Here is a 26,732-nt window from a genome sequence, read left to right as displayed (position 1 = left end):
CCCAGTCCCCGGCACCCCGTGCCGGCTTGCTGCTCCTGACACGCCGCTCTCGTCGTCGGGCCGGCTCCCCACGCCCTGATCCCTCCGGATCCATCCCACGACCTGAACGGGAGAACCACGACGTGGCCACCTTCCTTTACCGACTCGGCCGGGGCGCCTTCAGGCGCCGCGGGCTCGTCGCCCTCCTCTGGGTGGCGCTGCTGTTCGCCGCCGGATTCGGCGCGGCCTCCGCCGCCGCCCCGACCTCCGGCTCCTTCTCCATACCCGGCACGGAGGCCCAGAAGGCCTTCGACCTGCTGGACAAGAAGTTCCCGGGCATGGCCGCCGACGGCGCCACCGCGCGCATCGTCGTCAAGGCCCCCCAGGGCGCGAAGGTCACCGACCCCGGCCCCAAGGCCGAGGTCGAGAAGATCGTGGGCGGGCTGAAGACCGGTCCGGGCGCGGAGCAGATCTCCTCCGTGACCAACCCGTACGAGACGCAGGCGGTCAGCCAGGACGGCTCCACCACCTACATCAGCGCCAAGTACACCGTCAGCGGCATGGAGCTGAAGGACGTCACCCGCGAGGCGCTCAAGGAGTCCGGCGACGGCGCCAAGGCCGCGGGCCTGAACGTCCAGATCGGCGGTGACGCCCTGATGGCGGCCCCCGAGACCGGTTCCGGCGAGATCATCGGCATCCTCGTCGCCGCGATCGTCCTCGTGATCACCTTCGGCTCGCTGGTCGCGGCCGGTCTGCCGCTGCTGACGGCGATCATCGGCGTGGGCATCGGCGTCTCCTCCATCACCGCGCTCGCCAACGTGCTGGACCTCGGCAACACCACCGCCACCCTCGCCACGATGATCGGCCTCGCGGTCGGCATCGACTACGCCCTCTTCATCGTCTCCCGCTACCGCGCGGAGCTCGCCGAGGGCCGCGCGCGGGACGAGGCCGCCGGCCGGGCTGCCGGAACCGCTGGTTCCGCTGTGGTCTTCGCCGGTCTGACCGTGGTCATCGCCCTGGTGGGCCTGGCCGTGGTGAACATCCCGATGCTGACCAAGATGGGCGTCGCGGCCGCGGGCACGGTGGTCATCGCCGTGCTCGTCGCGCTCACCCTGGTCCCGGCCATCCTCGGCTTCGCCGGCAAGAAGGTCCTGCCCGCGGGCGAGAAGAGCAAGCTGTTCGGCAAGGGCAAGCCCGCCGGCACCGAGAAGAAGGCCAACGGCGGTACCCGATGGGCCCGGTTCGTCCTGCGCCGCCCCGTCATGGTGCTGCTGGCCGGTGTGATCGGCCTCGGCGTCATCGCCGTCCCGGCGAGCAAGCTGGAGATGGGCCTGCCGGACGACGGCGCCCAGCCGGTCTCCACCACCCAGCGCCAGGCGTACGACCTGCTGTCCGAGGGCTTCGGCCCGGGCTTCAACGGCCCGCTGATGGTGGTCGTCGACGGGAACAAGGCCCTGGCAGACTCCACCGTCGACCGGATCAAGGGCCTGGAGGGCGTTGCCGCGGTCACCCCGCCGACCCCCAACGAGGCCGGGGACGCCGCGGTGATCACCGTCATCCCGAAGGACCGCCCCTCCTCCACCCAGACCGAGGACCTGGTCCACGAGATCCGCGACGGCAGCGGCGACGACGTCCTCGTCACCGGCGCCACCGCGATGAACATCGACTTCTCGCAGAAGATGAACGACGCGCTGCTGCCCTACCTGGCACTCGTCGTCGGCCTCGCCTTCCTGCTGCTGATGCTCGTCTTCCGCTCGGTCCTGGTCCCGCTCAAGGCGGCCCTCGGCTTCCTGCTCTCGGTCGTCGCGGCCCTCGGTGCGGTCGTCGCGGTCTTCCAGTGGGGCTGGCTCGGCTCGGTCTTCGGGGTGGAGCAGACCGGTCCGATCATGTCGATGATGCCGATCTTCATGGTCGGCGTGGTCTTCGGCCTGGCCATGGACTACGAGGTCTTCCTCGTCACCCGCATGCGCGAGGCGTACGTCCACGGCGAGCGCCCGGGCCAGGCGGTCGTGACCGGCTTCCAGTACAGCGCGCGGGTCGTCGTGGCCGCCGCCGTCATCATGATCGCCGTGTTCGCGGGCTTCATCGGGGCCAGCGAGCAGATGGTCAAGATGATCGGCTTCGGTCTGGCCGTCGCGGTCTTCTTCGACGCCTTCGTGGTCCGCATGGCCATCGTCCCGGCGGTGCTCGCGCTGCTCGGCCACAAGGCCTGGTGGCTGCCCAAGTGGCTGGACCGGCTGCTGCCGAACGTGGACGTGGAGGGTGAGAGCCTGCGCAAGCACCTCGCCGAGTCCGCGCAGGGCGAGGGACCGGACAAGGACCGCGAACTGGTCAACGCCTGACCGCCGCGTCAGGACGGCCCGGCCCCGTACCCCCCGATCGACAGGGGAGTGCGGGGCCGGGCCCGTTGCGCCGGGCGGGCTAACGCGGGGCGGAGGCGGCGTACGTGCGGCGCAGGAAGCGGCGCAGGGCGGCGATGTCGAACTGCACCACCGCCACGCCCTCGGGGGAGTGGAACTCCACGATCGCCTGGACGCGGCCGCAGGGCCAGACGCGAACGTCCCCGGTCCCCGTCGGAGCCTGGAGGCCCGCTTCGAGCAGCGCCCGGGGGAAGACCCACTCGTTGTCGGTGCCCTCGGGGGACAGGTCGGCGGGGAAGACGATCCGCACGGCCAGGGGCTCGGCGGGGGTGAAGCGCAGGGCTACGGGGATCGCCCGGTAGAGGGGGTCGTCCGTGATCACACGGGCGCGGACCCGCTCTTCGACGGGGGCCGCGGTCGCGGTCGCTGGGAGATTCTCGGCGGGGGCTGACATCGACCAGACTCCTCGAATCGGAACGTATCCGTCCGTTTACCCTCCAGCCTCGCACATTCCCACGAAAACGCGCGACGCTATTTGTGGTGCACCCGCTCTTGCCAACGGTTTGCAACTGGGCATTACTCTTGAACGGTTAAAGACCGTAAAGAAGCGGAGCCCACTCCATGCATGTGCCCGACGGATTCATCAACGCACCCGTCTCGGTGGCCGCCGGAGTGGCGGCGGCCGCGGCGGTGGCCGTCAGCCTCCGCGGCGCCCGCCGCGAACTCGACGAGCGGACCGCGCCGCTCGCCGGACTCGTCGCCGCCTTCATCTTCGCCGTGCAGATGCTGAACTTCCCCGTCGCCGCCGGCACCAGCGGCCACCTGCTGGGCGGCGCGCTCGCCGCGATACTCGTCGGCCCCTACACCGGCGTGCTCTGCGTGTCCGTCGTCCTGCTGATGCAGGGCATCCTCTTCGCCGACGGCGGCCTGACCGCCCTCGGCGTGAACATCACCGTCATGGGCGTCGTCACCGTCGTCACCGCGCACCTGGTCTTCCGCGGCCTGCTCCGCGTCCTGCCGCCCACCCGCCGCTCCGTGACCGTGGCCGGCTTCGTCGCGGCCCTGCTCTCGGTGCCCGCCGCGGCCGCCGCCTTCACCGCCGTCTTCGCCGTCGGCGGCACCACCGACGTGCCCCTCGGCAAGGTGCTCGCCGCCATGGTCGGTGTACACGTCCTCATCGGCATCGGCGAGGCCCTCATCACCGCAGCGACCGTGGGCGCCGTGATCGCCGTACGGCCCGACCTGGTGCACGGGGCCCGCCGGCTGACCACGCCGCTGAAGCTGCGCGTCGACGGCGCGCTCGTCGACGCGCCTGCCGCGACTCCGACGCCCGCGGCCGGTGCCGCGGCCGGCTCGACGAAGAAGGTGTGGGCGACCGGCCTGGTCACCGCCCTCGTGCTCGCCGGGTTCGTCTCCTTCTACGCCTCCGCCAGCCCCGACGGCCTGGAGAAGGTCGCCGCCGACAAGGGCATCGACGAGAAGGTCGAGGAGCACGCCGCCGCGGGCTCGCCCCTCGCCGACTACGCCGTCGAGGACGTCGACGACGCCCGCCTGTCCGGCGGACTCGCCGGCGTCATCGGCGTCGGCGTCACCGTCGTCGCCGGCACCGGGATCTTCTGGGCCGTGCGCCGCCGCCGCACGGACGACATGACCGCCACCGCCACCTCCACCCCGGTCGCCTGACATGGGCGCCGGCCACGCCCACAGGCTCTACCGCCCGGGCCGCTCGCCGGTCCACGCCCTGCCCCCGCACTGCAAACTCGCCGCGACCTTCGGCTTCGTCCTGGTCGTCGTGTCCACCCCGCGGGAGGCGGTGTGGGCCTTCGGCCTGTACGCACTCCTCCTCGCCGGCGTCGCGGCCGTGGCCCGGATCCCGGCAGGCCTCCTGCTGCGCAGGCTGCTCATCGAGGTCCCCTTCGTCGCGTTCGCCGTGCTCATGCCCTTCGTGGCCGAGGGCGAGCGGGTCGAGGTGCTCGGCATGTCGCTCAGCGTCTCCGGCCTGTGGGGCGCCTGGAACGTCCTCGCCAAGGGAACCCTCGGCGTGGCCGCGTCCGTCCTGCTCGCCTCGACCACCGAGCTGCGGGCCCTGCTGCTGGGCCTCCAGCGGCTGCGGCTCCCGCCCCTGCTCGTCCAGATCGCCTCCTTCATGATCCGCTACGGCGACGTGATCGGTGACGAGCTGCGCCGGATGTCCGTCGCCCGCCGCTCGCGCGGTTTCGAGGCGAGCGGAATCCGGCACTGGGGAGTGCTGGCGAAGACCGCCGGCGCGCTGTTCATCCGCTCCTACGAACGCGGCGAGCGGGTCTACCTGGCGATGGTCAGCCGCGGCTACGCCGGTTCCATGCCGGTGATCGACGAGGCCGTGGCCACGCGCGGCCAGTGGGCGTACGCGGCCGTGCTCCCGGTGACGGCCCTCGCCGTCTGTCTGATGGGATGGACCCTGTGACCGCTACCCCCGCCCCCGCCCCCTCGCTCGAAGTCGCCGGGCTGGCGTACGCCTATCCGGACGGCCACCAGGCCCTGTACGGCGTCGACCTGACCGTCGGGCGCGGCGAACGCGTCGCCCTGCTCGGTCCCAACGGCGCCGGCAAGACCACTCTCGTGCTGCACCTCAACGGCATCCTCGCCGGCGGGGTCGGCTCGGTGGCCGTGGCCGGGCTCCCGGTGGAGAAGCGGAACCTGGCCGAGATCCGGCGCCGGGTCGGGATCGTCTTCCAGGACCCCGACGACCAGCTGTTCATGCCGACCGTGCGGGAGGACGTGGCCTTCGGACCGGCGGCGGCCGGCATGCGGGGCCCGGAGCTGGAGGAGCGGGTCAGGGCCGCACTCGACCAGGTCGGCATGGCCGACTTCGCCGACCGGCCGCCGCACCACCTGTCCTTCGGGCAGCGCCGCCGGGTGGCCGTGGCGACCGTACTGGCCATGCGGCCGGAGATCCTCGTCCTGGACGAGCCCTCCTCCAACCTGGACCCGGCCTCGCGCCGCGAGCTCGCCGACATCCTGCGCTCGCTCGACGTGACCGTGCTGATGGTGACCCACGACCTGCCGTACGCGCTGGAGCTGTGCCCGCGCTCGGTGGTCCTCAGCGAGGGGGTCATCGCGGCGGACGGCCGCACGCAGGACCTGCTGTGCGACGAGAAGCTGATGCGGGCCCACCGGCTGGAGCTGCCCTTCGGCTTCGACCCCCGTACGCCCCTTCTGGCGCACCCCTCGCACTGATCGGCGCCGGGACGCCTCGCGGCCTTCGGGCCGCTGCGGCGGACTCCGTCCGCCGACCTGTATGCCGGGCCCCACGGGTCGCTCCCGGGACCCGGGAAGCAGGACCGTCCGGTCAGCGTTGCTCTGTGGCGTAGGGGTAGACGTAGGCGCCCTCGGCGTCGCGGCAGGTGGTGGGAGCAGACGTGGATGTCCGCGGGACGGTGGCGGAGGGCTTCGAGCCCGTCAGGGACGCGTTCGTACGCAACTTCGAGGTGCTCGGGGACCGGGGCGCGGCCGTGGCCGTCTACCGGGACGGGCGCAAGGTCGTCGACCTGTGGGGCGGCACCCGGGACGCCGACGGCACCGAGCCGTGGACCGAGGACACCGCGCAGATCGTCCGCTCCGCCACCAAGGGCGTGGCCGCCGCCGTCCCGCTGCTCCTGCACCAGCGCGGGCTGCTCGACCTGGACGCGCCGGTCGGCTCGTACTGGCCGGAGTTCAAGGCGGGCGGCAAGGAGAGGATCCTCGTACGGGACCTCCTCGCGCACCGCGCGGGCATACCGGCCCTGGACCGGGGGCTGACCCCCGCCGAGGCCGCGGACGGGGTGTCCGGGCCGCGCGCCGTCGCCGCACAGCGCCCCTTCTGGGAGCCCGGCGCCGGACACGGCTACCACGCGCAGACCTACAGCTGGCTGCTGTCCGAGCTGGTGCTCCGGGTGACCGGCCGCACGCTGGGCTCCGTCCTGGCGGAGGACATCGCCGAGCCGCTCGGTGTGGACTTCTGGATCGGCCTGCCGGAGGCGGAGGCCGAGGCCGGCCGGGTGGGCCGGGTGGCCCCCGTCGACCCGCCGGAGAGCGCCGGGATGCTGAGGACCCGGCCGCGCAGGAACGTTTCGGAGGCGTACGCCGACCCCGGCTCCCTCACCCGCCGCGCCTTCGCCGCCATCGACCCGCTGCCCGACGAGAACGCCCCCGCGTACCGGGCCGCCGAGCTCCCCGCCTCCAACGGCATCGGCACGGCCCGCGCCCTGGCCCGCTTCTACGGGGCCACCATCGGCGTGGTCGAGGACGGCGCGCGGATCTTCACCCCGGCCACCACCGGACTCGCCGCCCGCGAACACTCCTCGGGCCCGGACCGGGTACTGGTCGTCAACACCCGCTTCGGCGCCGGCTACATGCTGCACGGCCCCGCCTCGCCGCTGCTCTCGCCCGCCTCCTTCGGCCACCCCGGCCGCGGCGGCTCCCTGGCCTTCGCCGACCCGGAGGCCGGCATCGGCTTCGGCTACGTCACCAACGCCCTGGCCAAGTCGGTCACCGCCGACCCCCGCGCCCAGGCCCTGGTCCGGGCCCTGCGGTCAGCCCTCTGACCGGCCGGGGACCTCGCGTACGGCGGCCACGGCGGCGCCGGCGTGGCCGACGAGTTCGCCGACCCAGGCGCTCAGCGCCTCGGCGAAACGGGGGTGCGCGGTGGTCGACATGCCCTGGGCGCCAGCCCGGGCGGGGCGTCTCGCCCGCCCGGGACCGGGCCCCGGCGTCAGCGCGCGTTCAATACCGCCGCGACGATCGGGCCGGCCGCCTCGCCGCCGTGGCCGCCGCCTTCGACCATCGCGGCCGCGGCCACGTCGCCGCTGAAGCCGGTGAACCAGCTGTCCGGGCTGGCGTCGGCGCCGCCGACCTCCGCCGAGCCGGTCTTCGCGCCCTTGTCCGAGCCGCGGACCGGGGCCATGGCCTCGCGGGCGGTCCCGCTGGTCGCCGTCAGCTTCATCATGCCGACGAGCTGTTGCTGGACGGAGGACTTCATCCGGCGCTCGGCCGTCGCGATCGTCCGGCCGTCGAGCTCCGGCGAGACCAGCAAGGGCTGGCGGAACACACCGGTGCGGGCGGTCGCGGTGATGGACGCGACGTTCAGGGGGTTCATGGTGATCTGGCCCTGCCCGATGTACGCGGCGGCGGCCGAGGCGCCCGTCGCCGGGGGGACCTTGCCGTCGGTGGACTTGATGCCGGTCTTCCAGTCCAGGCCGATGCCGAAGACCTCCGTGGCCTCCTTGGGCAGTGCGGAGTCGTCGTCGACGGGCTTTATCTGCTTGATGAAGGCGGTGTTGCAGGACCGGGCGAACGAGGTCGCGAAGCTGGTGCCGGGCGGCAGGTCGAAGTTCTTCAGGTTGTGGAACTCCCGGCCCCACGTCACCGTCTTCGGGCACTCCGCGGCCTTGTCGGCGGCGACCAGGCCGCGGTCCATCAGCATCGCGGCCGTCACTATCTTCATCGTCGATCCGGGGGCCCGGTTGCCCCTCATCGCCGCGTTGAAGCCGTCCTTGCGGTTGTTCGCGACGGCCAGGACGTGCCCGCTGCTCGGCTGCACGGCGACCACCGAGGCCTCCGGGAACCTGCCGACCGCCGCTTCCGCCGCCGCCTGCGCCTTCGCGTCCAGGTACGTCTTGAGGGTGCTCGGCTCGCCCTCGACCAGTGTCAGCAGGGTCCGCTTGGGAGCGTCTTTCGCCGCCGGCTCGATCCACACTTCGGCCCCGGCCCTGCCGCCCGCCTTGGTGCCGTAGTTCTGGCGCAGCTCGTCCAGGACCTGGCGCAGCGAGGGGTACTTCTCCGCGGTCAGCTCCTCGCCGTTGCGGTCGACGGCCCTGACCGGCGGGCTCGCCGGCGCGCCCGCGCGCAGCTTCTCGTCCTTCTGCAGCTGCGGGTGGATCACCGAGGGCTGCCAGTCGACCAGGGGCTTGCCGCTGGTCAGGCCGCGCACCACCGTGAGCTGGGAGTCGTAGGCGAGGGGCTTGGTCGTGCCCTCGTAGGTGATCTCCGCCTCGACCTTGAAGGGCACGGTCGTGCCGTTCGCCCTGCCGGGGGTGATCACGGCCTTGGAGACGTACGCCTTCGTCCGGAACTCCCCGACCGCGCTCTGCGCGGCCGCGGCGTTGTTGGTCAGGTCGGCCGCTCCCCGCTCGTCGCCGGCCGCCCATGCGGCGAGGAAGGCCTTCGCGGCCGCCTCGGCCTCCTTCTCCTTGACCGGCCCGGTGCCTTCGGACAGGGCGGAGACGTCGTCCCCGTCCCCGCCGCCGTCCCCGACCAGCGCGTACACCCCGTATCCGGCACCGCCGACCATCGCGAGGAACACCCCGCCGATGATGGCGCCCTTTGCCGCCCCGTTCACTGTCGTCCTCCCCCATGGTCACGGCCCTCTGAACGCGTTCAAAGAGCCCTTGGCTCCGACCTTACTCTGTGGAGTCGCGCGGTGTGCAGTTGTTACCGGACCGGAATGTGCGGGGGGCCGCCGCCGAAGGTCCGCCCCCAATTCGCTTGGGAGCGGCCGGTGTTCGCCCTAGAGTGCGCCCGTGGAGCTCACCTACCGGCGGTTCGACCCCTCCGAGGGCGATGCCCTGGTCGCCTTCCTCACCGCGGACACCTGGCCTTTCCACGGCGCGGCCGTGGTCGGCCCCGACCAGGCGCGGCGCTGGGTCGCGGACGGCCGCTTCGACGGCGACGACACCAGGACCTTCTGGATCGGCGACGGCGACGACATCCTCGGGCTGGTCCGCCTGATGGACCTCGGTGACGGCACGCCCGTCTTCGATCTGCGCATTCGCACCCGTTACCGGGGCCGGGGCATCGGCGGCCACGCCCTGACCTGGCTGACGGCGTACCTGTTCGCCGAGTTCCCCCGGATCCTGCGCATCGAGGGCACCACGCGCCGGGACAACGCGGCGATGCGCCGCACCTTCCGGCGGTGCGGCTACGTCAAGGAGGCCCACTACCGGGACGGATGGCCCGGCGCCGACGGCACGGTCCACGACGCGGTCGGGTACGCCGTCCTGCGACGGGACTGGCTCACCGGTGCGACCACGCCGCCCGCCTGGGACGACGAGCCGTCCTGACCGGTCGACGTGCAAGGCCACGGACGGCGCCGGGGAGGCGTGCTACCAGGGCCGGATCGGCAACCGGACCAGCTGCGTGTCGAGCCTCGTAGCGGTCGGGGCGAGCAAGGACGCGGCGAACTCCGCCTGCGAAGCCTCCCGCTGACCGGGACGGCGAAGGGCCCGGCACCCGATGTCGGTGCCGGGCCCTTCGTTTCGCCTGCTAGACCCAGGTGTCCAGCCACATGCGGCCGCGCCAGGAGTCCATGGGCAAGGTCTGGCCCGTGTAGATCGGCCAGAAGTAGATGAAGTTCCACACGATCAGCAGGACCAGTACGCCCGCGCCGATCGCGCCCAGGGCGCGGCGGCGCTCCGACGAGCCCGCCGGGCCCAGCAGGGCGCCGATCATCATCGCCACCGCCAGGCACAGGTACGGGACGAAGACCACCGCGTAGAAGTAGAAGATCGTCCGTTCCTGGTAGTTGAACCAGGGCAGCAGGCCCGCGCCCAGGGCGCAGGCGATCGCGCCCGCCCGCCAGTCGCGGCGGAAGAACCACCGCCACAGCACGTACAGCAGCGCGAAGCAGCCCGCCCACCACAGCAGCGGCGTACCCAGCGCCAGGACCTCGCGGGCGCACTTGCCCGCCGCCGTCGCCGGGCAGCCGTCGGTGCCGGGTTCGGGGGACTCGTAGAAGTACGAGACGGGCCGGCCCAGCACCAGCCAGCTCCACGGGTTGGACTCGTAGGTGTGCCCCGAGGTCAGGCCGACGTGGAAGTTGTAGACCTCGGTCTCGTAGTGCCACAGGCTGCGCACCCATTCCGGGAGGAACGACAGCGAGCTGTTCTGGTCGCTCTTGGCCGCCCAGTCGCGCAGGTAGCCGCCCTTGCCGTTGTCCGGGCTGAAGATCCAGCCCGTCCACGACGCCACGTACGTCACGACCGCCACGGGCACCGTGGACACGAACGCGGGCAGCGCGTCACGGCGCAGCATCGCCGCGTACGGGGCGCCCGCGCCGGCGGTGCGGCGGGCGGCCGCGTCCCACAGCACGGTGAGGATGCCGAAGAAGGCCAGGACGACGAAGCCGTTCCACTTCGTGCCGGCGGCCAGCCCCAGGCAGACCCCGGCCAGGATCCGGTACGGGCGCCGGCCCAGCCGCAGCGTCCCGGCGATCCTCGCGTCGGGGCGGGTCCGGCCCTCCTCGTCCACCGGTAGCGCGTCCGCGAGCCGGGCGCGGGCCCGGTCCCGGTCGATGAGCAGCGCCCCGAACGCGGCGAGCACGAAGAACATCAGCACCAGGTCCAGCAGCGCCGTACGGCTCATCACCAGGTGCAGGCCGTCCACCGCCAGCAGCGCGCCCGCCAGGCAGCCCAGGAACGTCGAGCGGAACAGCCGCCGGCCGATCCGGCACAGCATCAGCACCGACAGGGTGCCGAGCACGGCGGTCATGAACCGCCAGCCGAACGGCGTGAGGCCGAACATCCATTCGCCGAGCCCGATCACCCACTTGCCGACGGGCGGGTGCACGACGTAGCCCGGGTCCGCCGGCAGGGCGACCCCGTCGGGGTTGGCGAGGATCGACTTGTCGATGTCCTTGGGCCAGTTCGCCTCGTAGCCCTGCTTGATGGTGGCCCAGGCGTCCTTGGCGTAGTACGTCTCGTCGAATATCACCGCCTTCGGGCTGCCCAGGTGCACGAACCGCAGCACCCCCGCGACCAGCGCCACCAGCAGCGGCCCGGCCCACGACACGATGCGCTGCCAGGTCCCCCACACCTCTGGCGGAAGCCCGAAGGTCATCCACAGCTGCCGGGACGGCTTCGTGTACGGGGGCACCAGGCGGGTGCGGACGTCCACGTGCGGGGACGCGCCGGCGCGCGGCGCGTAGCCGAAGCGGCGCAGGTCGCGCAGCCAGGTGGACGGCTCTTCTGCGCCGCCGGCCATTGCGGAGGGCATGGCCCCCGCGGGGCTGGGCGGCGGCGTCGCGGTACTGGTCACCGGCACATCGTAGGGAAGAGATCTGTGTGCGCCCCAGTGGCGTGGGGTGACGAGCCGTGGGACTGAGAGGATGGGCGGGTGACAACTGACCAGCCCCACGGCACCGAGCCCACCTCCACAGCCGCCGCGGCCGAAGGCCGGACGGGCACGCTCGTCCTCGCCGGCACCCCCATCGGCGACCTCGCCGACGCCCCGCCGCGCCTGGCGGCGGAGCTGGAGCGGGCCGATGTCGTCGCCGCCGAGGACACCCGGCGGCTGCGCCGGCTGACCCAGGGGCTCGGCGTGCACACCACCGGGCGCGTCCTGTCGTACTTCGAGGGCAACGAGTCGGCCCGCACCCCGGAGCTGGTCGAGGCGCTGGCCGGCGGGGCGCGCGTCCTGCTGGTGACGGACGCCGGCATGCCGTCGGTCTCCGACCCCGGCTACCGGCTGGTCGCCGCCGCCGTGGAGAAGGACATCAAGGTCACCGCCGTCCCCGGGCCGTCCGCCGTGCTCACCGCGCTGGCGCTGTCCGGGCTGCCCGTGGACCGGTTCTGCTTCGAGGGCTTCCTGCCGCGCAAGGCGGGCGAGCGCCTCGGCCGGCTGCGCGAGGTCGAGGGCGAGCGGCGCACGCTCGTCTACTTCGAGGCCCCGCACCGGCTCGACGCCACCCTGGCGGCGATGGCCGAGGTCTTCGGCGCCGAGCGGCGGGCCGCGGTCTGCCGCGAACTGACGAAGACGTACGAGGAGGTCAAGCGCGGCGGGCTCGGCGAACTCGCCGCCTGGGCCGCCGAGGGCGTGCGCGGGGAGATCACCGTCGTGGTGGAGGGCGCCCCTGCGGCCGGCCCCGGCGACGTGGACGACGAGGAGCTGGTGCGCCGGGTACGGGTGCGCGAGGAGGCGGGGGAGCGCCGCAAGGAGGCCATCGCGGCCGTCGCGGCCGAGGCCGGCGTACCCAAGCGCGATGTCTTCGACGCTGTCGTGGCGGCAAAGAATGCGGCACAAAAGGCGCCATGAACCGGTAAAGAGCTAACCTGAAAAGCAAAGCTCAGACCGTGCGCCGGGCGCTTTGGGCATGAGTCGCCCAAAGGCCGTCCAACACTGGACAGGACCTGATGCGCTCCCGCCCGGAGAGGCGTCCACTGGCAGAGGCACCAGTGGAACAAGAGGAGCTGGCATGAGTGAGATCGCTGACACCCCGGTACCGGTCCAGGCCCCGGCCCCCGCACGTTTTTCCGGCCCCGACGTGCAGACCGTGCACGAGGCCTACTCCTTCGCGTGCATGCGCTGCGGGTACGGCTGGGAGCAGGAGTACCGGATCGAGCACCACGTCGACGGCCGGGGCGAGCCGTTCATCATCTACACGGTCGACGGCGAACGCGTGTCCTCCCCGCTGTCCAACCCGACCTGCATGAACTGCGGCGGGCACGTCGTGCGGATCATGCGGGCGGGGCAGGTCTCCTCGGTGCTCGGAATGATCGACCATCTCTACCACCACCGCATCGCCCCCGGTATCGCGGGACCGGTGCCGGCCGGGGCGGACGTCCCCCGCACCCCCAAGCCGCGCGGCGCCGCCGCGCACCACGACGCCCCCGGACCCGTCGCCGTCAGCGAGACCGACAGGCGCGGGGGCCTGCTCTCCCGGCTGATGGGGTTCTTCCGCCGGTCATAAGATCGGCCCCATGAGCTCTTCCACCGCCTCCAAGGACGCACTGCCGCCGCTGCCCGAACCCCTCCGGGTGGCGGTCGCGGATTCGCACACCCACCTGGACATGCAGTCGGGGACCGTCGAGGAGGGCCTCGCCCGGGCCGCCTCGGTCGGCGTGACCACCGTCGTCCAGGTCGGCTGCGACGTGAAGGGCTCCCGGTGGGCCGCCGAGACGGCCGCCGCGTACGACAACGTCCACGCGGCCGTCGCCCTCCACCCCAACGAAGCCCCCCGCATCGTGCACGGGGACCCCGACGGCTGGTCCCGCCAGGGCGCCCGGACCGGCGGGGGTGAATCCGCCCTCGACGAGGCCCTCGCGGAGATCGAGGCGCTCGCCGCCCTCGGCCACGTCAAGGCGGTCGGCGAGACCGGCCTCGACCACTTCCGCACCGGACCGGAGGGCATGGCCGCGCAGGAGCGTTCCTTCCGCGCCCACATCGAGATCGCCAAGCGGCAGGGCAAGGCCCTCGTCATCCACGACCGCGACGCCCACGCCGACGTGCTGCGGGTACTGCGCGAGGAGGGCGCCCCCGAGCGGACCGTCTTCCACTGCTACTCCGGGGACGCCGACATGGCCCGCGAGTGCGCCGCCGCCGGCTACTACATGTCCTTCGCCGGAACCGTCACCTTCAAGAACGCCGCGCCGCTGCGCGAGGCACTGGCCGTGGCCCCGCTGGAGCTGGTCCTCGTCGAGACGGACGCGCCGTACCTGACCCCCGCGCCGTACCGCGGACGGCCCAACGCCCCGTACCTCATTCCGCTGACGGTACGGGCGATGGCCGCCGTCCGCGGCATCGACGAGGACGCGATGGCCACCGCCCTCGCGGTCAACACCGCCCGCGCCTTCGACTACTGACCGGCTCCACCCGGTCGACACGTAGGGTAGTCGTACGACTTTGTTCCGTGACGCCTCCTCCGCTAGGGTGCCGTGCCCCAACCAACGGGTGCCGGACCACCAGTGGAGCGAGCGTGAGCGATACGCAGGGCAGTCACCGCCGAGGCGCTCCCGTCACGGAGGCGTACGGGAGCGAAATCCCGGCGGCATGGCCCTCCTGGACGGCCGATCCCGGGCCCGGCCAACCCCCGACCGCCGATCCCCGGCCCGGCGATCCCGGGGCCGGCGACCCCTGGTCCGGCGATCCGTGGCACGGCGCAACGGGGACCCGGGACCTCGTGCCGGCCGATGCCGGGCCCTCCTCCTGGGACACCGAACCCGCCGTCCCCGTACCCTTCCCGCGCGCCGAGGACCGGCGGGCCGGACGCCGCCGGCGCGCCGCGGAACCCGCCGCCCCGGCGGACGCCGCGGGCCGGGGCGGCGAACGGCCCGGGCCTGCCTCCGCCCCGGGGACGGGCCGGCGCCGCGCCCCCGCACCGACCCCGACCATCGCCGACGGGGCCGCCCAGGGCCGCCGGGCCCGCGGCCGTACCGCCGTCGCGGAACCCCCGGCCGGCACCGGCCGCCGCCGCGGCCCGGCCGCCCCGGCCCCCGCCGCGGCGCCCGCCGGGGCGGGGCACGGCCGCCGCCGGGCGGCGGGACCGGTGCTCCTCGGCCCCGCCGCGACCGGCGCCCCCGGCCGGAGCTGGCGGCGCATCGTGCCGCAGGCCCTGGTCGTCGCCTTCCTCGCCGGAGGCACGACCGCCTTCGTCGCCGCCGACAAATCGGTACGCCTCACCGTGGACGGAGTCCCCCGGGAGCTGCACACCTTCGCCGGCGACGTCGAGGAACTGCTCGCCGCGGAAGGCCTCGACGTCGGCCCCCACGACCTCGTCGCCCCCGCCCCCGGCGAACCCCTCGACGACGGCGAGGAGATCGTCGTCCGTTACGGCCGCCCCCTGAGACTCATCCTCGACGGACAGCAGCGCCAGGTGTGGACCACCGCCCGCACCGTCGACGGCGCCCTGCGCCAGTTCGGCATCCGCGCCGAGGGGGCCTACCTCTCCGCCCCGCGCACCGCCCCCGTACCGCGCGCCGGCCTGACCCTCAGCGTCCGCACCGAGCGCAGCGTCACCTTCATGGCCGACGGTCGCGAACGCACCATCCGCACCAACGCGGCCACCGTCCAGGAGGCCCTCGACCAGGCCGGCATCACCCTCCAGGGCCAGGACACCACCTCCGTGCCGCCCACCGCCTTCCCGCGCGACGGCCAGACCGTGACCGTGCTCCGGATCACCGGCACCCGCGAGGTCCGCGAGGAGCGCATCCCCTTCGAGACCGAGAAGGTCCAGGACGACGATCTGTTCGCCGGGACCGAGGTCGTCGAGCGCGCCGGCCGGCCCGGGGCGCGCAGGGTCACCTACAGCCTGCGCACGGTCAACGGGGTCCGGCAGAGGCCCCGCGCCATCGCCGACGAGGTCGTGCGCGAGCCCGTCACCCAGCTCGTCCGGGTCGGCACCAGGTCGCTGCCCAGCTCCGTCTCCGGCGCGGACGGCCTCAACTGGGCGGCCCTCGCCCGGTGCGAATCCGGCGGCCGGGCCTCCGCCACCGACGCCTCGGGCACGTACGGCGGCCTGTACCAGTTCGACGTCCGCACCTGGCAGAGCCTCGGCGGCAGCGGCCGCCCGCAGGACGCCCCGGCCGCGGAACAGACCTACCGGGCGAAGAAGCTCTACGTGCAGCGGGGGGCGAGCCCCTGGCCCCACTGCGGCCGCAGGCTCACGTCGTAGGCCGCGGGCCCACGTCGGAGCCCGCCGGCTGACGTCGTCGGCCGCGTGCTCACGTCGTCGTCAGGACCACTCGGCCGATCTGAGACGCTTTACCGGTGAGCACCGCAGAGCAGCAGCCCGATAACCCCGCGCCCAGCACCCCCGACGCCCTCCTCGGCCCCGCCGACATCCGGGAGCTGGCCGCCGCCCTCGGCGTACGCCCGACGAAGCAGAAGGGGCAGAACTTCGTCATCGACGCCAACACGGTGCGCCGGATCGTGCGCACCGCGGAGGTCCGCCCGGACGACGTGGTCGTCGAGGTCGGCCCCGGCCTCGGCTCGCTGACGCTCGCGCTGCTGGAGGCCGCGGACCGGGTCGTCGCCGTCGAGATCGACGACATCCTCGCGGCCGCCCTGCCCGCCACGATCGAGGCCCGCATGCCGGCGAAGAAGGACCGCTTTGCGCTGGTCCACTCCGACGCGATGCTGGTCACCGAGCTGCCCGGCCCGCCGCCGACCGCGCTCGTCGCGAACCTGCCGTACAACGTGGCCGTGCCCGTCCTGCTGACCATGCTCGACCGCTTCCCGAGCATCGAGCGGACCCTCGTCATGGTCCAGGCGGAGGTCGCCGACCGGCTGGCCGCCGAGCCCGGCAACAAGGTCTACGGGGTGCCCTCCGTCAAGGCCAACTGGTACGCACACGTCAAGCGCGCCGGAGCCATCGGCCGCAAGGTCTTCTGGCCCGCCCCGAACGTCGACTCCGGGCTCGTCTCCCTCGTGCGCCGCACCGAGCCGATCAGGACCAGCGCCTCGAAGGAAGAGGTCTTCGCGGTCGTCGACGCGGCGTTCGCGCAGCGCCGCAAGACCCTGCGCGCCGCCCTGGCCGGCTGGGCCGGCTCGGCGGCCGGCGCGGAGACCGCGCTGGTCGCCGCGGGCGTCTCCCCGCAGGCGCGCGGGGAGTCCCTGACGGTGGAGCAGTTCGCCGCGATCGCCGAGCACAAGCCCGCACCGGAGAGGCCCGCCCTGTGAGCACGCGCACGACGCCCGTCACCGTACGGGTCCCCGCGAAGGTCAACGTCCAGCTGGCGGTGGGCGCGGCACGGCCCGACGGCTTCCACGACCTGGCCAACGTCTTCCTCGCCGTCTCCCTGTTCGACGAGGTGACGGCGACCGCGGCCGACGCCCTGACGGTGACGTGCGAGGGCCCGGACGCCGACAAGGTCCCGCTGGACCGCACCAACCTGGCGGCGCGGGCCGCCGAGATCCTCGCCGCCCGCAACGGCCTCTCCCCGCTCGTCCACCTGCACATCGCCAAGAACATCCCGGTCGCGGGCGGCATGGCGGGCGGCAGCGCCGACGGCGCGGCGGCCCTCCTGGCCTGCGACACCCTGTGGGGCCTGAACACCCCCCGCGAGGAACTCCTCGACATCTGCGCCGAGCTGGGCAGCGACGTCCCCTTCAGCCTCGTCGGCGGCGCCGCGCTCGGCACCGGCCGCGGCGAGGTCCTCACCCCGGTGACCGCCGGCTCCTTCCACTGGGTGTTCGCGGTGGCCGACGGCGGCCTGTCCACACCGGCGGTGTTCCGCGAGTTCGACCGCCTCGCCGAGGGCACGCAGATCCCGGAGCCCGCGGCCTCCCCGGCCCTCCTCGCCGCCCTCGCCTCCGGCGACCCGGACGCACTGGCCGCCACCCTGGCCAACGACCTCCAGCCGGCCGCCCTCTCCCTGCGGCCCTCGCTGCGGGCGACCCTGGACGCGGGACTCGGAGCCGGCGCCCTGGCCGCGCTGGTCTCCGGCTCGGGCCCCACGACGGCCTTCCTGGTCGCCGACGAGCAGGCCGCCGCCAAGGCCGCGTCCGCCCTCGAAGCCTCCGGCACCTGCCGCGCCACCCGTATCGCCTCCAGCCCGTCCCCGGGCGCGACGGTCCTGCCGCGGTGAATCCCCGCCCAGGCCGCCTGCCCCGGTCGGCCGGGTGGTCCGGCCCGGCTGACACGTACTCAGGCCGGAGCTGAGTACCCACGCCCTGTCGGGCGGCGGGCGGCGGCGGGCACCGTGGCTCCATGACGACACGACCTAGCGCACGCGCCATGGCCGCCGCCACCCCCGCCGACCGCGACCGGTACGTCGACCTGTTGCGCGTCGCCTCGCTCGGCACCGTCATCGCCGGACACTGGCTGATGGCCGCGGTCAGCACGGACGGCATAGGGAACCTGCTCGCCCTCGTGCCCGCCCTGCAGGTGCTCACCTGGGCGCTGCAGATCATGCCCGTCTTCTTCTTCGTCGGCGGCTTCTCGCACGCCCTCTCCCACCGCTCCCTGGCCCGCCGCGGCGAAGGCTCCGTCTACGCCGCCTTCCTGCGGGCCCGGCTGCGCCGACTGCTGCGCCCCACCCTCGCCTTCGTCCTGGTGTGGGCCGCCGTCGCGCTCGCCGTGCAGCTCGCCGGCCACGGCGGCGGAACGCTGACCGGCGCCGCCCTGCGGCTGGTCACCCAGCCGCTGTGGTTCATCGGGATCTACCTGGCCATGGTCGCCTTCACCCCGCCGCTGCTGAAGCTGCACGAACGCCACGGCTGGGCGGCCTTTACCGCGCTGGCCGGCGCCGCCGCGCTGGTCGACGTACTGCGCTTCGCGCTCGGCGTGCCGTACGTGGAGTTCCTCAACTTCGCCCTCGTCTGGCTCGCCGTCCACCAGCTCGGCTTCCTGCGCGCCGACGGCCGGATCCGCCGGCCCGCCGTCCTCGCCGCCGCCGGCCTCGCCGGAGCCGCTCTGCTGGTTGCCTTCGGACCGTACCCGCTGTCCATGGTCGGGATGCCCGGCGAGAAGGTGTCCAACATGGCGCCGCCCACCCTGGCCCTGCTCTGCCACGGCCTGTGGCTCGTCGGCGCCGTACAGCTCGCCGCCCGGCCCGCCGGCGCCTGGCTGGAGCGCCCCCGCGTGTGGCGTACGGTCGTCGCCGCCAACGGGGTCGCCATGACCGCCTTCCTCTGGCACCTCACCGCGATGCTCGCCGTGTACGGGGCCCAGCTCGCCCTCGGCATGGACCTGCCCGCTCCCGCCACCGCCGGCTGGTGGGCGCAGGTCCCCGTACGGATCCTGGCCGCGGCCGCCCTGACCGGCGTGTTCATCGCCCTCCTGCGCCGCTTCGAGGCCCCCGCTCCCACCCGGCCGGCCGGTCCGGCGGGCGCCGCCGCCGGCCCCGTCGCCGCCCTCGGGATCACCCTGTGCCTGCTCGGCGTGCTGGGACTGTCCATGACCGGCCTCGGCGGCCTCCTCGACGGCCACAGCGCCACCCTCATCGCCGTCCCGGTCACCGCACCCGTCGCGATCGCCATGGCGCTCGGAGGCGCTTTGCTGGTGGAACGGTCAGCCCGGGCCCGGAGGGTTAGGCTGAGGGGCTGATCCACACCCTTTCCCTGGAGCGCGTCTGATGGCCGTCAATCTGGTCAATGTCGAGGCAGTCAGCAAGGTGTACGGCACACGTACCCTGCTGGACGGTATCTCCCTCGGCGTGTCCGAGGGAGACCGGATCGGCGTCGTCGGCCGCAACGGCGACGGCAAGACCACCCTCATCCGCATGCTCGCCAAGCTGGAGGAGCCCGACAGCGGCCGGGTCACCCAGTCCGGCGGCCTGCGCATGGGCGTCCTCACCCAGCACGACTCGCTCGACCCCGCCGCGACCGTCCGCCACGAGATCATCGGCGACATGGCCGACCACGAGTGGGCCGGCGACGCCAAGATCCGCGACGTCCTCACCGGGCTCTTCGGCGGCCTCGACCTGCCGGGCTTCAACCAGGGCCTCGACACCGTCATCGGCCCGCTCTCCGGCGGCGAGCGCCGGCGCATCGCCCTCGCCAAGCTGCTCATCGCCGACCAGGACCTCCTGATCCTCGACGAGCCCACCAACCACCTCGACGTCGAGGGCATCTCCTGGCTGGCCGGCCACCTCCAGACGCGCCGCTCCGCCCTCGTCTGCGTCACCCACGACCGCTGGTTCCTCGACCAGGTCTGCACCAGCATGTGGGACGTCCAGCGCGGCGAGGTCTTCGAGTACGAGGGCGGCTACAGCGACTACGTCTTCGCCCGCGCCGAACGCGAACGCATCGCCGCCACCGAAGAGGTCAAGCGGCAGAACCTGATGCGCAAGGAGCTCGCCTGGCTGCGCCGCGGCGCCCCCGCGCGCACCTCCAAGCCGCGCTACCGCATCGAGGCCGCCAACGAGCTCATCGCCGACGTCCCGCCGCCGCGCGACAAGTCGGAGCTGATGCGCTTCGCCAACGCCCGCCTCGGCAAGACCGTCTTCGACCTCGAGGACGTCACCGTCCAGGCCGGCCCCAAGACCCTCCTCAAGCACCTCACCTGGCACCTGGGTCCCGGCGACCGCGTCGGCCTCGTCGGCGTCAACGGCGCCGGCAAGACCTCCCTGCTGCGCGCCCTCGCCGAGGCCGCCCGCACCCAGGGCGAGGCCCAGCCCGCCGCGGGCCAGGTCATCGTCGGCAAGACCGTCAAGCTGGCCTACCTCTCCCAGGAGGTCGGCGAACTCGACCCGTCCCTGCGGGTCCTGGAGGCCGTCCAGCGCGTCCGCGACCGCGTCGACCTCGGCAAGGGCCGCGAGATGACGGCGGGCCAGCTGTGCGAGCAGTTCGGCTTCACCAAGGAGAAGCAGTGGACGCCGGTCGGCGACCTCTCCGGCGGCGAGCGCCGCCGGCTGCAGATCCTGCGCCTGCTGATGGACGAGCCCAATGTCCTCTTCCTCGACGAGCCCACCAACGACCTCGACATCGAGACCCTGACCCAGCTGGAGGACCTCCTCGACGGCTGGCCCGGCTCGATGATCGTGATCTCCCACGACCGGTTCTTCATCGAGCGCACCACCGACACCGTGATGGCGCTGCTCGGCGACGCGAGCCTGCGGATGCTGCCGCGCGGCCTGGACGAGTACCTGGAGCGCCGGCGGCGCATGATCGAGGCGGCCGCCCCGGTGCCCGCACCGGCCGCCGCCGCGGCGAAGTCCACTGCATCGGGGGACTCGCGCGCCGCGAAGAAGGAGCTCCAGAAGATCGAGCGGCAGCTGAACAAGCTGGCCGACCGCGAGGGGAACCTGCACGCCCAGATCGCCGAGCACTCCACCGACTACGACAAGGTCGCCAAGCTCGACGCGGAGCTGCGCGAACTGCTCTCCGACCGCGACGACTTGGAGATGCGCTGGCTGGAGCTGGCCGAGGAGGCATAGCTTCCGCCGGCCCTCGGGGCCAACTGGCCGGATAACGGCGGCATCACGGGCCGGTCCTCCCTTGGGAACAGGGGGCGGACCGGTCCGTTGTATGTACGGCGTCAGTGATAGAAAGGTCATTCTCCCCGCCCCCCCCCGAAGCCGAAAGTGCGCTGATGACCGAGCCGCCCCAGCCGCCGAACCAGCCGCCGACACCTTCCGGTTACGGACACCTGCCGGGCCCGCCCCAACAGGGCTACGGATACCCGCAGCAGGGAGAGAACCCCTACGCGCGGCAGCCCGCCCCCGGGCAGCCGCCGTACCCGCAGCAGCCGGCCACCGTCCCGGCGTACCCGGCCCACGGCCTGCAGCCGCCCGCGCCCGGCACGGCCGGCATGCCGCCGAAGAAGAAGCTCACGCTGCTCGTCGCCGCCTCGGTCGCCTCCCTCCTCGTGCTCGGCGGCGTCGGCTACGTCGCCTTGGGCGGGGACGGCGAGGACCCCGAGCAGCCCGTCGCCCAGGAGTCAGGCGACGCCAAGCCCTCCGGCTCCCCGTCCGTGGACGTGGGCGACGGCAGCGGCCCCGGCGGCAACCAGCAGACCGACCTCAACGCCGGCCGCAAGCAGGGCGAGGACAAGGTCCTCTGGCTCAAGACCACCAAGATCGACGGCCCCGGCGCCGGGGTGGCCACCAAGGGCCAGTGGGTCGTCGGTGACACCGTGGCCAAGACCGTCGGCAAGGCGATCAAGGGCTACGCGGTGGCCGACGGCAAAGAGAAGTGGTCGATCGACTTCCCCGCAGAGATCTGCGGCATGTCCAACCGGACCACCGACGACGGCAAGACCGTCGTCATGTTCCGTGACGGCACGACGGAGACCGCCACCTGCAACCAGATCCAGATGATCGATCTCAAGGCCGGCAAGGGGGGCTGGAAGAAGGAGGTCACCAAGGAGAACGACTTCGACCTCTTCATCGACCCCAGCCTGGCCATGACCGGGGACACCGTCACCGTCAACCGGCTCACCCGCGCCACCGCCTTCAGGATCAGCACCGGCGACAAGCTCTTCGCCACCCCCAACGAGGGCTGCAAGGCGGGCGCCTACGCCGGCGGCAGCGGCAAGATGATCGGTGTCGCCACCTGCGGCGACGCCGACATGACCGTCGAGGTCCAGGACGCCGACCCGGTCACCGGCAAGAAGACCTGGGCCTACCGGCTCCCCAAGGGCTGGAAAGTCGCCCGGGTCTACTCCCTCGACCCGATCGTCCTCCACCTCACGAACGCGACCTCCAAGGAGAGCTCCATCGTGGTCCTCGGACCCGACGGCAAGCAGCGCACCACGCTCTCCGGCGAGGGCAACTTCTCGACCGACTGCAGCATGAGTCACGACGACACCCTGCAGGGCTGCGCCACCGCCGTCGTCGACGCGGGCACCCTTTACCTGCCCACCACCGTGGACCTCGGCAAGGCCAACGAGATCGTCGCCTTCGACCTGAACACCGGCAAGGTCAAGTGGCGCGTCCCGGCAGGGGAGGGGCGCACCCTCATTCCGGTCAAGGCCGAGAACGGAAAGCTGATCGCCTACCGCCAGGCCGAGCCCAACCTGGGCGGCGAGGTCCTCTCGATCCCGGCCGACGGCAGCACCCCCACCGCGCTCCTGCGCCACCCGTCGGGCCTCTCCGCACCGATCGAGAGCTCCTTCTACTCCCCGAAGGTCGACTACGTCGACGGGCGCTTCTTCATCTCCACGTCCCGCCTGCTCGCCCAGGAGAAGGACGAGAAGCTCCTGATGGTCTTCGGCAAGTGAAACCGCGTCCAACGAGCCGCCCAGCGAGAGGCAACAGCAACCGATGAGTACCCCGCCGCCCCCCAGCCAGCCGCCGTCCGGCGGCTTCGGAGCGCCGCAGGATCCCCCGCCGGGCGGGTTCGGAGCGCCCACGCCGCCCGCGGGACCGCCCTCGCCGCCGCCCGGGCCGCCCGCGGCCGCCCCGCAGCCGCCGGCGCAGCAGCCCGCGTACGGCTACCCGCAGGCCGACCCCGGCTACGGCTACCCGCAGCAGCCCCCCGCGCCCTCCCCGTACGGCGTGCCCGCGCCCCCCGGCCAGCCCCCGGCCGGCGGTGGCGGCGGCGGGGACAAGCGCACCCAGCTGATGATCGTCGGCGCGGCCCTCCTGGCCATCGTCCTGATCGTCGGCGGCGGCCTCTGGTACGCCTCCGGCGACGGCGGCGGCGGGACCACCGCGCAGAGCGACCCCAGCGCCTCCCCGGGCGGCGACAAGAACCAGGCCTCCACGCCCGGCACCGAGAAGGTCCCCGGCAACCCCAAGTCGAAGACGCTGTACAACCAGCCGGCCCCCACGGTCGCCGACCTGGTCTCCGTCAACGGCTCCTGGCTGACCGACACCACCTACGTCAAGTCCGACGTGTCCAAGGTCGTCGGCTACAACCTCGTCGACGGCGCCAAGAAGTGGGAGGTCCCCCTCACGGGCGAGATCTGCGGCGCCACCCACCACGTCAGCGAGAACAAGACCGCCGTCATCTTCCGGCCCACCCAGCCCACGGCCGAGAACAAGTACCCGCCGTGCACCGAGGTCGGCGTCATCGACCTGGAGGCCGGCAAGCTCGCCTGGTCCGGCAACGTCAAGAGCGCCAACGGCGGCGACAAGCCCGTCCAGTTCTCCGAGGTCACCATCAGCGGCAAGACCGTCGCCGCGGCCGGCGTCTCCAACGGCGGCGCCGCCTGGAACCTCGCCGACGGCAAGAACCTCTGGCAGCCCAAGGTCGACGGCGAAAGCTGCCGCGACACCGGCTACGCCGGCGGCGAGGCCCTCGCCGTCATCCGCAAGTGCGGCCAGCACCCCAACTACACGCTGAACGCGCAGATCCTCGACCCCGCCACCGGCGCGCCCACCGCCTCGTACAAGCTCTCCCAGGGCATCGAGTACGCGCACATCGTCTCCACCAAGCCGTTCGTCGTCGCCGCCGACGTCGGCGACAACGCCAAGGGCGGCAAGGGCGTCAGCGACCTGTTCGTCGTCGACCCCAAGGGCGAGCTGAAGGCCCGCATCCCGCTCGCCGCGGGCACCTTCGCCGCCAAGTGCGCCTCCACCGACGTGGAGAAGTGCTCGCACATGGTCGTCGGCAACGGCAAGATCTACGTGCCCTCCGCGGAGCACCAGGGCCAGTCCCCCACCGGCCGCACCAACGAGCTGCTCTCCTTCGACCTGGAGACCGGCAAGCAGACCACCGACCGCGCCGACGCGGGCGAGCGGTACACCATGTACCCGCTGCGCATGGACGGGTCGAACATCATCGCCTACAAGGTCCCCCCGTACGACAAGGGCGGCCAGATCGTCAGCATCGACGGCAAGACGATGAAGGAGACCCTCCTCATGGAGAATCCGGCCGACAAGGACGTCCGGCGCGCCGAGACCTCCTTCTCGCCCGAGTTCTCCTCCGAGCTGCGCTACCACAACGGCAAGCTCTTCATGTCCAAGCAGAACGTCAGCAAGCCGTACTCGACCGATCCGGAATACCTGTTCGTCTCGTTCACCGCGAGCTGATGCGCACAGCACCGCCTGGAGCCCCCGAACGGTCCGTACCGATCGGGGGCTTCTGCGCGGTATCCCCCTCGCGCCGTCGAACAAGCGTGTAGCTTGCCGGGTCAGAAGGGTGGGGGGTGGGTTCCTCAATGGGCGTACGCGTCGTGGTGGTCGACGACCACCGACTGCTGGCCGAGGCACTGGCCTCTGCCCTGAAACTGCGCGGCCACCGGGTCCTGGCGGCCGCGGCCCCGGCGGCCGGCGCCGCCGAGCTGGTCATCAGCCGCGCCCCGGAGGTCTGCCTCCTCGGCACGGCCAACCCCGCCGAGCCCGGCGCCTTCGAGCCCGTCGTCCGCATCAAGCGGGAGCGCCCGCAGATCGCCGTGGTCGTCCTCGGCCCGGTGCCCAGCCCGCGCGGGATCGCCGCAGCCTTCGCCGCCGGCGCCTGCGGGTACGTACGCCAGGACGAGCGCATCGAGGGCGTCGAGCGGGCGCTGGCCAAGGCGAGGTCGGGAGAGGCGGCGATCGCCCCGCAACTGCTCCAGGGGGCCTTCGCGGAGCTGCTGAACCCCGCCGTCCAGCCCGACGACGAGGGCAGCCGACTGCTGCGGCTGCTGACCCCGCGCGAGGTGGAGGTGCTGGTGCGGGTCGCCGAGGGCGAGGACACCCGGCTGATCGCCGCGGGCATGGCGATCGCGCCGAGCACCGCCCGTACGCACGTACAGCGGGTCCTGATGAAGCTGGGCGTCGGATCGCGGCTGGAGGCGGCAGCGCTGGCCGCCCGTACCGGCCTGCTGGACCGGGCCCTGCCCGGGCCGTCGTCCACCGCGCCGCAGGGCTGACCGGGAGGCCTCCGACGGCCGCCGATTTCCCCCGCGGGTGCCGCATCGGGTAAGCCAGTGCCCAAGCACGCGCACGCACACGTGCGTGGTCCCCCGCGAGAGGCAGTAGGCGAGTGAGCAAGTACCTGGTAACCGGTGGCGCCGGATACGTCGGCAGCGTGGTCGCGACCCACCTCCTGGAGGCCGGCCACGAGGTCACCGTCCTCGACGACCTCAGCACCGGCTTCCGCGTCGGGGTCCCGGCGGGCGCGACGTTCGTCGAGGGCCGGATCCAGGACGCCGCGCGGTACCTGGACCCCTCCTTCGACGCGGTGCTGCACTTCGCCGCCTCCTCGCAGGTCGGCGAGTCCGTGGTGAACCCGGGCAAGTACTGGGAGAACAACGTCGGCGGCACGCTCGCCCTCCTCGCCGCGATGCGCGGGGCGGGCGTGCGCAGGCTCGTCTTCTCCTCCACCGCCGCCACCTACGGCGAGCCCACCGAGGGCCTGCTCACCGAGGCCTCGGTGACCGCGCCGACCAACCCCTACGGCGCCTCGAAGCTCGCCGTCGACCACATGATCGCGGGCGAGTGCGTGGCGCACGGCCTGGCCGCGGTGTCCCTGCGCTACTTCAACGTGGCCGGCGCCTACGGCGATTTCGGCGAGCGGCACAGCCCCGAGACGCACCTGATCCCCCTGGTCCTCCAGGTCGCGCTCGGCGAGCGGGAGTCGATCTCGGTGTTCGGCGAGGACTACCCGACCCCGGACGGCACCTGCGTACGCGACTACATCCACGTGGCCGACCTGGCGGAGGCCCACCTGGCCGCCCTCCGGTCCGCCACCGCCGGGGAGCACCTGATCTGCAACCTCGGCAACGGCAGCGGGTTCTCGGTCCGCGAGGTGATCGAGACCGTCCGCAAGGTCACCGGGCGGGAGATCCCCGAGGTCGTCGCCCCGCGGCGGGCCGGCGACCCGGCGATGCTGGTCGCCTCTGCCCGCACGGCCCACGAGCGCCTCGGCTGGACCCCGAGCCGATCGGACCTCACCGGCATCATCCAGGACGCCTGGAACTTCGCCCGCACCCACACCGCCTGATCGGGGCTCCTCCCCCTCCGGGACACCCCCTGGCAGGCTCGGGGGGCCGCACATGCTCGGAAGCCGCTCAACACCGCGGTGTCTCCGCGTGTTCGGCCCCACTCCCCGTCGCGCCCCTTCGGCCCACTCGCCGGCGCAGCGGTTCCGTCGACCCTGGGCGCCCGGGAGGGGTGTGCGCCCGGCGGGGGCGTGTGTGCTGGAGCCGCGCGCCGCGGCGGGGCACCGCGCGCGGGCGCCCGGCGTGCACACGCCGGGTGAAATGCCCCCCGTGCAACTGCCCATGGCACACGCCCGCCCGGAAGTCGTCCCACAGCCCCCGATTCAGGCGATTTCCAGCCACAGCCGAGCCCG

Annotated in this window: 22 protein-coding genes; 18 read left to right on the top strand and 4 right to left on the bottom strand. The window is 73.0% G+C overall.

The annotated features are described in order from the left end of the window. Nucleotides 1-122: 122 nt before the first annotated feature. Nucleotides 123-2,321, top strand: a complete 2,199-nt coding sequence (locus ACZ3X1_RS19220) for an MMPL family transporter (RefSeq protein ID WP_467280369.1) — start codon at nucleotides 123-125, stop codon at nucleotides 2,319-2,321. Between the two features lie 79 nt (nucleotides 2,322-2,400). Here ACZ3X1_RS19220 and ACZ3X1_RS19215 read toward each other — a convergent pair whose 3' ends face one another. Continuing rightward, complete coding sequence (locus ACZ3X1_RS19215) at nucleotides 2,401-2,793, bottom strand: SsgA family sporulation/cell division regulator (RefSeq protein WP_356814685.1); 393 nt, start codon at nucleotides 2,791-2,793, stop codon at nucleotides 2,401-2,403. Nucleotides 2,794-2,960: 167 nt separating this feature from the next. Here ACZ3X1_RS19215 and ACZ3X1_RS19210 point away from each other — a divergent pair, with 167 nt between their 5' ends. From ACZ3X1_RS19210 to ACZ3X1_RS19195, 4 genes are all read left to right on the top strand, one after another. Continuing rightward, on the top strand, nucleotides 2,961-4,022 hold the full coding sequence (locus tag ACZ3X1_RS19210) for an energy-coupling factor ABC transporter permease (protein WP_356814686.1): 1,062 nt from the start codon (nucleotides 2,961-2,963) through the stop codon (nucleotides 4,020-4,022). A gap of 1 nt (nucleotide 4,023) precedes the next feature. After that, on the top strand, nucleotides 4,024-4,785 hold the full coding sequence (gene cbiQ / locus ACZ3X1_RS19205) for a cobalt ECF transporter T component CbiQ (RefSeq protein WP_356814687.1): 762 nt from the start codon (nucleotides 4,024-4,026) through the stop codon (nucleotides 4,783-4,785). Next, nucleotides 4,773-5,558: an energy-coupling factor ABC transporter ATP-binding protein gene (locus ACZ3X1_RS19200; protein WP_356814688.1), complete on the top strand. Its 786-nt coding sequence runs from the start codon at nucleotides 4,773-4,775 to the stop codon at nucleotides 5,556-5,558. Before cbiQ ends, ACZ3X1_RS19200 begins: the two co-directional genes overlap by 13 nt. A 182-nt stretch (nucleotides 5,559-5,740) precedes the next feature. Next, nucleotides 5,741-6,904: a serine hydrolase domain-containing protein gene (locus ACZ3X1_RS19195; protein ID WP_356814689.1), complete on the top strand. Its 1,164-nt coding sequence runs from the start codon at nucleotides 5,741-5,743 to the stop codon at nucleotides 6,902-6,904. Here ACZ3X1_RS19195 and ACZ3X1_RS19190 read toward each other — a convergent pair. Continuing rightward, the gene (locus ACZ3X1_RS19190) at nucleotides 6,893-7,015 is read right to left on the bottom strand and encodes a hypothetical protein (RefSeq protein ID WP_356814690.1); all 123 of its coding nucleotides are present in this window, start codon (nucleotides 7,013-7,015) and stop codon (nucleotides 6,893-6,895) included. The two genes, ACZ3X1_RS19195 and ACZ3X1_RS19190, sit on opposite strands and share 12 nt — an antisense overlap. 56 nt (nucleotides 7,016-7,071) lie before the next feature. Further along, on the bottom strand, nucleotides 7,072-8,697 hold the full coding sequence (locus ACZ3X1_RS19185; protein WP_467280368.1) for a penicillin-binding transpeptidase domain-containing protein: 1,626 nt from the start codon (nucleotides 8,695-8,697) through the stop codon (nucleotides 7,072-7,074). A 181-nt stretch (nucleotides 8,698-8,878) separates the two neighbouring features. Between ACZ3X1_RS19185 and ACZ3X1_RS19180 the strand changes: the two genes are divergently transcribed. Beyond that, the gene (locus ACZ3X1_RS19180; protein WP_467280367.1) at nucleotides 8,879-9,418 is read left to right on the top strand and encodes a GNAT family N-acetyltransferase; all 540 of its coding nucleotides are present in this window, start codon (nucleotides 8,879-8,881) and stop codon (nucleotides 9,416-9,418) included. Nucleotides 9,419-9,620: 202 nt separating this feature from the next. Here ACZ3X1_RS19180 and ACZ3X1_RS19175 read toward each other — a convergent pair whose 3' ends face one another. Then, the gene (locus ACZ3X1_RS19175; protein WP_467280366.1) at nucleotides 9,621-11,390 is read right to left on the bottom strand and encodes a dolichyl-phosphate-mannose--protein mannosyltransferase; all 1,770 of its coding nucleotides are present in this window, start codon (nucleotides 11,388-11,390) and stop codon (nucleotides 9,621-9,623) included. Between the two features lie 78 nt (nucleotides 11,391-11,468). Between ACZ3X1_RS19175 and rsmI the strand changes: the two genes are divergently transcribed. The 12 genes from rsmI to galE all read left to right on the top strand — a co-directional run bounded on the left by rsmI (nucleotide 11,469) and on the right by galE (nucleotide 26,381). Next, on the top strand, nucleotides 11,469-12,386 hold the full coding sequence (gene rsmI / locus ACZ3X1_RS19170) for a 16S rRNA (cytidine(1402)-2'-O)-methyltransferase (protein WP_356814709.1): 918 nt from the start codon (nucleotides 11,469-11,471) through the stop codon (nucleotides 12,384-12,386). A 160-nt stretch (nucleotides 12,387-12,546) separates the two neighbouring features. Continuing rightward, entirely contained in the window at nucleotides 12,547-13,041 is a 495-nt protein-coding gene (locus ACZ3X1_RS19165) for a hypothetical protein (protein ID WP_467280365.1), read from the top strand. A gap of 10 nt (nucleotides 13,042-13,051) precedes the next feature. After that, the gene (locus ACZ3X1_RS19160) at nucleotides 13,052-13,933 is read left to right on the top strand and encodes a TatD family hydrolase (RefSeq protein WP_467280364.1); all 882 of its coding nucleotides are present in this window, start codon (nucleotides 13,052-13,054) and stop codon (nucleotides 13,931-13,933) included. 317 nt (nucleotides 13,934-14,250) lie between these two features. Then, entirely contained in the window at nucleotides 14,251-15,741 is a 1,491-nt protein-coding gene (locus ACZ3X1_RS19155) for a ubiquitin-like domain-containing protein (protein ID WP_467280363.1), read from the top strand. A gap of 95 nt (nucleotides 15,742-15,836) precedes the next feature. Then, entirely contained in the window at nucleotides 15,837-16,748 is a 912-nt protein-coding gene (gene rsmA / locus ACZ3X1_RS19150; RefSeq protein WP_356815148.1) for a 16S rRNA (adenine(1518)-N(6)/adenine(1519)-N(6))-dimethyltransferase RsmA, read from the top strand. Continuing rightward, nucleotides 16,745-17,656: a 4-(cytidine 5'-diphospho)-2-C-methyl-D-erythritol kinase gene (locus ACZ3X1_RS19145; RefSeq protein ID WP_356815147.1), complete on the top strand. Its 912-nt coding sequence runs from the start codon at nucleotides 16,745-16,747 to the stop codon at nucleotides 17,654-17,656. The genes rsmA and ACZ3X1_RS19145 overlap by 4 nt, the downstream gene beginning before the upstream one ends. 122 nt (nucleotides 17,657-17,778) lie before the next feature. Further along, a complete protein-coding gene (locus ACZ3X1_RS19140; RefSeq protein ID WP_467280362.1) occupies nucleotides 17,779-19,116 on the top strand; it encodes an acyltransferase family protein in 1,338 nt (445 codons plus the stop codon). 28 nt (nucleotides 19,117-19,144) lie between these two features. Continuing rightward, a complete protein-coding gene (locus ACZ3X1_RS19135; RefSeq protein WP_467280361.1) occupies nucleotides 19,145-20,947 on the top strand; it encodes an ABC-F family ATP-binding cassette domain-containing protein in 1,803 nt (600 codons plus the stop codon). A gap of 155 nt (nucleotides 20,948-21,102) precedes the next feature. Beyond that, nucleotides 21,103-22,731 (top strand): outer membrane protein assembly factor BamB family protein, encoded by a 1,629-nt coding sequence (locus ACZ3X1_RS19130; protein WP_467280360.1) that lies wholly within the window; start codon nucleotides 21,103-21,105, stop codon nucleotides 22,729-22,731. A gap of 43 nt (nucleotides 22,732-22,774) precedes the next feature. Next, a complete protein-coding gene (locus tag ACZ3X1_RS19125; RefSeq protein ID WP_467280359.1) occupies nucleotides 22,775-24,487 on the top strand; it encodes an outer membrane protein assembly factor BamB family protein in 1,713 nt (570 codons plus the stop codon). A 128-nt stretch (nucleotides 24,488-24,615) separates the two neighbouring features. Beyond that, nucleotides 24,616-25,308, top strand: coding sequence for a response regulator transcription factor (locus ACZ3X1_RS19120; protein WP_356815151.1), 693 nt, complete (start codon nucleotides 24,616-24,618; stop codon nucleotides 25,306-25,308). Nucleotides 25,309-25,421: 113 nt separating this feature from the next. Then, a complete protein-coding gene (galE, locus tag ACZ3X1_RS19115; protein ID WP_467280358.1) occupies nucleotides 25,422-26,381 on the top strand; it encodes a UDP-glucose 4-epimerase GalE in 960 nt (319 codons plus the stop codon). Nucleotides 26,382-26,732 lie beyond the last annotated feature (351 nt).

Source organism: Streptomyces sp. NPDC023541, assembly GCF_055559995.1.
This window is presented reverse-complemented; position numbering and strand designations above follow the sequence as displayed.